6 protein-coding genes are annotated in these 6,666 nt (G+C 32.0%); 5 read left to right on the forward strand and 1 reads right to left on the reverse strand.

Going from position 1 to position 6,666, the window contains the following annotated elements; translation table 11 throughout:
- Positions 1–74 precede the first annotated feature (74 nt).
- From nusB to yajC, 3 genes are read left to right on the forward strand one after another with little or no spacing between them, the layout of a single operon-like run.
- The gene (gene nusB, locus VKY47_RS12945) at positions 75–986 is read left to right on the forward strand and encodes a transcription antitermination factor NusB (protein WP_324313232.1); all 912 of its coding nucleotides are present in this window, start codon (positions 75–77) and stop codon (positions 984–986) included.
- Between the two features lie 47 nt (positions 987–1,033).
- Positions 1,034–1,594, forward strand: coding sequence for a DUF1573 domain-containing protein (locus VKY47_RS12950; protein WP_324313233.1), 561 nt, complete (start codon positions 1,034–1,036; stop codon positions 1,592–1,594).
- 4 nt (positions 1,595–1,598) lie between these two features.
- Entirely contained in the window at positions 1,599–1,895 is a 297-nt protein-coding gene (gene yajC, locus VKY47_RS12955; RefSeq protein ID WP_324313234.1) for a preprotein translocase subunit YajC, read from the forward strand.
- 168 nt (positions 1,896–2,063) lie between these two features.
- Here yajC and VKY47_RS12960 read toward each other — a convergent pair whose 3' ends face one another.
- Positions 2,064–2,606: a DUF1801 domain-containing protein gene (locus VKY47_RS12960; protein WP_324313235.1), complete on the reverse strand. Its 543-nt coding sequence runs from the start codon at positions 2,604–2,606 to the stop codon at positions 2,064–2,066.
- 172 nt (positions 2,607–2,778) lie between these two features.
- Here VKY47_RS12960 and VKY47_RS12965 point away from each other — a divergent pair, with 172 nt between their 5' ends.
- Entirely contained in the window at positions 2,779–5,157 is a 2,379-nt protein-coding gene (locus VKY47_RS12965; RefSeq protein WP_324313236.1) for a TonB-dependent receptor, read from the forward strand.
- A gap of 69 nt (positions 5,158–5,226) precedes the next feature.
- Positions 5,227–6,360 (forward strand): PepSY-associated TM helix domain-containing protein, encoded by a 1,134-nt coding sequence (locus VKY47_RS12970; RefSeq protein WP_324313237.1) that lies wholly within the window; start codon positions 5,227–5,229, stop codon positions 6,358–6,360.
- Positions 6,361–6,666: the final 306 nt, after the last annotated feature.

Genomic DNA, 6,666 nt, shown 5'->3' on the forward strand with positions numbered 1-6,666 from the left:
TAATTACAATTTAATATTGAAACATTTAGTTCTTTGTACATATGCTTAACAGAAGACACATTAGAATAAAAGTCATGCAAACTATTTATTCCTTTAAAGGAGGAGAAAGCGATAGTTTTGATAAAGAACAAAGATTCTTAACTCATAGTTTAGACAATATATACAACCTGTATTTATTATTGATTTCTTTACTTATTGAGATTCAGAAAAAAGCCGAAGACCACGCAGAAAAAACCAGTAACAAACTTTTAGCTACAGTCCAAGACAAGAATTTTAATAAAAAGCTAGTTAACAACGAGGTGCTTTTAATGTTAAAAAACAATGTGTTGCTTTTAGACGAACTCGAACTAAGAAAAATAACCAATTGGGAACAGGATTCTGAATATGTAGATATTATTTTCCGTAAAATTTTAGCCAGCGATCTGTATGAACAATATATGCAGACCAAAACGTCAAGCTTTAAGGAAGATAAAGAATTTGTTACAGATGTTTTTACAGATATTATAGCGCCAAACAACAAGCTTTACGATTATTTAGAAGATAAAAACTTAACGTGGATAGACGATTTACCAGTTGTAAACACCGTTATTTTAAAACTTCTACGAAAAGTAAAACAGCAATCCTCATCTAAGCATTTCTTGCCAAAATTATATAAAGATGTAGAAGATAAAGAATACGCCATAAATTTATTCAAGAAAACACTTTTAAATCAATCTAAACTCTCAACAGTTATTCAAGAAAAAACTCAAAATTGGGATGCTGAAAGAATAGCGAGCTTAGACACCGTGTTATTGAAAATGGCTATTTGCGAGATTCAAAAATTCCCTTCTATTCCCGTAAAAGTTACCATAAATGAGTATCTGGAAATAGCAAAAGAATACTCTACACCTAAAAGTAGTATCTTTATAAATGGTATTTTAGATAAGCTTATTAAAGAATATCAAGAAAGCGATACTTTAAATAAAACAGGAAGAGGGTTGATGTAGTTAGAAATTATTATTACTTTTACAAATTAAATAAAAAATATATTAAAATGAAAAAAGCAATTTTAGGGCTTTCAGCTCTATGTTTAATAGCATTTTCATCTTGTAAAGAAGATGCTTCTAAAAAAATTAATGAAGAAAACGTAGCAGTAGCTGCAGAAAGAGACGCAAATTCTTCAAAATTCCCTGTTATTACATTTGATAAATCGGAACACGATTTTGGTGAAATTGAAGCCAGAGAGAATGTTGAAACTGTTTTTAATTACACAAATACTGGAGAATCTCCTTTAGTAATTACAGATATTAAAAGTTCTTGTGGATGTACAGTTCCTCAAGATTGGAGCAAACAACCTTTAAACCCAGGAGAATCTGGACATTTTACTGTAAAGTTTAATGGAACAGGAGCTAACAAAGTATCTAAAACAGTTACAGTTACAGCTAACACAGAATCTGGAACTGAAACAGTTAAAATATCTGCATTTGTTAAGCCAGATCCAAACAAGCCAGTTACTCCAGCTCAAGCTCAAACACCAATTAGTGGAGCAATGGGAGCACCAGCAGTAGTGAAATCTAGTACACAACCAGGACACGAAGGTCATAACCACGATTAATTAAATGGGAGAAGGAATTGGTGGTTTTTTGCCGTTTATTTTAATGTTTGCAGTTGTGTATTTTTTTATGATTGCACCTCAAATGAAACGTCAAAAACAAGAAAAAAAATTCGCTGCCGAATTAAAACGTGGCGATAAAATAATTACCAAAAGTGGCATGCACGGAAAGGTAGTAGAATTAAACGATGCGGATGGAAGCTGTGTAATTGAAACATTAGCAGGTAAAATTAAATTCGATAAATCGGCTATTTCATTAGAAATGAGTAAAAAACTAAATGTTTCTGTTGAGGCTAAAAAGTAATTTACTTTAAATGATATTTATAAAAAAAGTCACTCAAATTCTGGGTGACTTTTTTAGTTTTATAATGTCTTGTTTTTTTATTTTCGTTTAATTATCACCTTCTATTCTAAGCAGCTTAGCGCATTTTCTAGCTGTAATTCAAACCAACTCCTTTTAAAATCCTTGGTTTTATCTTTTCCAACCTAGATAATTTGTTTCTTCCCGTTTAGCTGTGGCTATATATTTACAGTATTCACAATGTCTTCCTGGTGTAATTATTTTAAAGGCGCCAAGAAAAGCCGAATCAGCTTTTAGTTCCTTTTGTAACTCTTTGGGTATAACTACCGTTTTTCCTTTTCTTTCAGGGTTTAGCTCTTTGCCTAATTTCTGATTTTCTATGGCTTCTTTTATATAGCTTAAAACAACATTCTCATCAATATCCTCAAGTGACTCAAAACGCATTTGTCTTAAAGCTTTGGTGGTTTCTTGGGCTTTTTCTAACAGCTTGCTTTCATCTTTTAAAAAGACACCATTAAAAAACCATAGACTAAAATGGTTTTTGAAAGCGCCAATCCCAACCAGTTTTTTACCGTTTAGCTCATACACGGGAGAATGCCATTTAATTGTTTCTTCTAATTGGGTAGAATTTATTATCTGTCTTAATACTTCAAGCGCTGCTTTGAAGTGGGAATTACTCTCAATATACTCATCAATAGAGTCTATTTTTTTCATAATGATCAATAATTTTCATAAAAGTACATTTTTTATTTATTCTATTTTACACAGCTTGAGCTTATTACAAAACACTATTTAAATTTAGTCTAAATAAGCTTTGCAGATACGTTTATGGGTTTTATATTTGCCTTCAATTTATAATCAATATAAATAAATTTATATAATTCTCATGTATAGAAAACTAAGTTTACTCCTCTTAATGACAGTTCAAATGTCATTCTCACAATCACAAATTACAGGTCTTATTCAAAGTCATAATAACGAAGAAATTTCTTTCTCGAATGTCATACTTAAAGGGACCACTTATGGAACTACAGCCGATGAAAAAGGCTATTTTGAATTTAAAAATCTCCCAACAGGAGACTATATTGTAAAAGTGTTTTCGATTGGTTATTTGTCCAATAGTAAAACGGTTCATTTATTAGAAAATGAAACCATAGCTCTTAATTTCAAATTGGAAAGTGATTCTTATTTAGATGAAATTGAAATTTTTGGAAACCGGTATAAACATCCCGATAAAATTGAAGCTATTACCAGATTGCCTTTGGCACCTTATGAACAAATTCAGAGTATTTCCATTATTTCTGAAAAATTAATAACACAGCAGGGAAATTTAACCATCTCTGATGCTACTAAAAACGTTCCAGGTGTTTATACATTTGCTACTTATGGAAATAAGCGTGAAAGTATGTCTTCACGTGGTTTTAGAGGAATTCCTATCTTAAAAAATGGGGTTCGTGTGCACTCAGATTTTAGAGGTGTGGGAATCTTGACCGATATGCAAGGAGTAGATAATATCCAAGTTCTAAAAGGTTCAGCTTCCATTACCCAAGGTGTTGCAACCGATTTAGGAAGTCCAGGAGGAATTATAAATATTGTAACCAAGACCCCGAAATATCATTTTGGTGGAAATGCTTATGTCCGTGGTGGAAGTTTCGGTCAAGTTCGAACGGCATTTGATGTGTATGGTCCTCTAACCGAAAAGGAGAATGTAGCTTTTAGAATTAATGGCGCCATAGAACGAGCAGATGGTTATAGATCTGGAATTTCTTCAGATAGATTTTATTTTAACCCATCTTTGGAATGGCGTGTGGACAATAAAACAACCTTAACGCTCGAGATGGATTATTTTGATGATAATAGAACTCCAGATGTAGGTACAGTAAACCTTGCCGAAAACGACATAAATGCCATTTACGATTTGCCTTACGATCAATTTCTAGGTTTTAAGAATGACAAGGCGTTAACCAAAAACACGACCTATTCGGTAAGATTTAATCGTGAATTAACCGATAAACTAAATTTAGTTGGAGCCTTTTATAAATCCAATCTAGATCTAAACGACAAAGGTGCCAGTCTTGGTAACGCTATCGAAGATGAATTTGATAATCCTATTTATAACCAACGTAACCGAGGTTATGCCATTTCCGAACGTCATGATAATAACAGTGTGTTACAATTTGATTTAGTAGGACAAGATATTGAGACAGGAAGTATTTCTCACACGTTTCAAGTAGGATTCGATTACAGAACCTCGTCTTTTGAAACTAAGAACCAAAGTATTTCGACTGTTGATACTATTAACGTATTTACCAATAATACAAGGAATTTACCAAACAATATAAATTATGGCAATGCTACATTGGTGGGGGCAAAATCTAGTGCTATCGGTTTTGTAGTTCAAGATGTTGTAACTTTTAATAAATGGTTGAAAGCATTTTTAGGCCTTCGTTATAGTAAAACACAAACTGAAGCCGAAACGGAAACAGTTAAAAGTAATGCGTTCAATCCATTGGGGGGAATAATTATAACTCCAATAAAAAACATCAATGTGTTTGCATCTTACACCAATAGTTCGTACCCAAGAACAGCCACGCGTTTGGATATCAATGGAAACGAATTAGGAAACGAGCGTTACGATCAGTTTGAAGCAGGAATAAAAACCAATTGGCTAAATAGTCGTTTACGATTTAATTTCACCTTTTTCAAAATTAATAATACAGATATTAACTTGCCGGTTTACGATGAAAACTGGGTAGCTACAGGCTATTTTCAAAAAGGAGGAAACGACGAAAGAAAAGGAGTTGAAGTGGAACTTAGTGGTCGAGTTCTTGAAAACCTGGAACTTATTACCGGATATTCATATATAGATGCACAATATAAAGAACACACCTCTTATGTATATGGTTCGGCACCTTTAAACACGCCTAAACACACCTTTAACGCCTATGTTAATTATGGTTTTAATAGTCTTTTAGATGGTTTAACTGTTGGAGCAGGAGTTTATTTTACAGGTGAAAGACCAATAAACGATTGGAGTTCTGGACCTATAACCCATGAAGGAATTGTACCAAACCAAAAGCCTTTTATTGTGGATGCCTACACCCAAGTGAACATGCAGGCAGCTTATAAATTTAATAAACATTGGGATTTTAGAGTCTTACTAAATAATGTGTTTAACGAAATTGGTTACAACTCGTACAGAACAAAATATATTAACCAAACAGATCCAAGAAATTTTGCAGGTGTTTTGTCTTACACTTTTTAAATACTAATAAATAAGTGCTTTAAAGTACGGTCTGATTTAGGCTGTACTTTAAGTGTTTAAAGCTTTTATATGAATAAAAAGAATAATTATAGCTTAAGGAAACTCATAAACGATATTCATTTATGGCTAGGTTTAACTAGTGGTATAATTTTGTTTATAGTATGTTTTACAGGTACCATTTTAGTTTTTGAACATGAGATTAAAGACTTTTTTGCCAAAGAACTAAGAGTTGAGGCTACTCAAGAAAAACAAACAATTGAAACTCTAGTTGAAACACTTAAAAATTCCAACAATGGAATTGTTGCTAGTTTAACAATACCAAACCAAGACTCAGAACCATATGTGTTTAACGTTAAAAAGGATATTAAAGAACGTCGAGGAGAAGAAATACTTGTAAATCCTTATAATCAAGAAACTTTAAAGGTGGAAAAAACCAGTGTCGATATCTTTATGTTAACCATGTTTAAACTTCACAGATGGTTATTAATGGACACAGGAGTAGGAAGACCAATAGTAGGGGTTGCTACCATTATTTTTTTACTTCTTTCTATATCTGGAATTGTGCTTTGGTTTCCAAAAAAGATGTCATGGAGAAATATAAACCAAGGATTAAAAATCAAAACCAAAGCTAAATGGAAACGTATTAATCACGATTTGCATAATACTTTGGGTTTCTATGCTTGTGTGTTTCTACTTGTTATGGCAATTACAGGTTTGTGTTGGTCTTTTGATGGTTATAGAGAAGGTTTGGGACATGTTATAGGCGCCAAAATATTTGATAGATCTACACCACAATTTGATATTGATGGGGAAACCAAAACTTCAAATATGTCTATAGACGAAGTTATTAAAATAGCCAATGAAACTTTAGATTATAAAGGCAATCTCTCCGTATCGTTTCCCTCTGAAGAAAATGCTTATTATAGTTTCAGAAAATATAATGAAGAGAATTGGTCTCCTGTAACTGCCGATAAGTTGTATATATCAACCTTTGGAGAAGTATTAAAAGTAGAACGATTTGCCGATAAGCCTATGAATCAAAAAATAGCTGCTTTAATTAAACCCATGCATACAGGCGATATTTTTGGTGTCTTTTCAAAAATAATCTATTTTTTAGCTTGTTTAATTGCAACTAGTTTGCCAGTAACAGGAACCATTATTTGGATAAATAAAATGAAGAAAAAGAAAAAAATAAAGAACTAAAAGTATCATCGGAATATTAAAAACAAAAAAAGCCTAAATTTTAAATTCAGACTTTTTTTTGACTTATTAATTATTTAAAATCATTAATGTCCGATAAAAGATAAAATCAAGTGACCTCATCTTTTATCTGTTTGATTATCAGTTATTTAATTTTAATTTATTATAATTTTTCAAAAACAGGCTACCAATTAAAAGATAATTGTTCTTGCTCTGCTTTGTCAATAATCCAGTCTTTTTCCGGATTTTCTAGAAATCTCATCAAATTAATGTAATTGAAAAGATGGATTTTACAGAAGCTGACCAAAT

This window comes from Xanthomarina sp., assembly GCF_035306705.1.
Taxonomy (GTDB): Bacteria; Bacteroidota; Bacteroidia; order Flavobacteriales; family Flavobacteriaceae; genus Xanthomarina.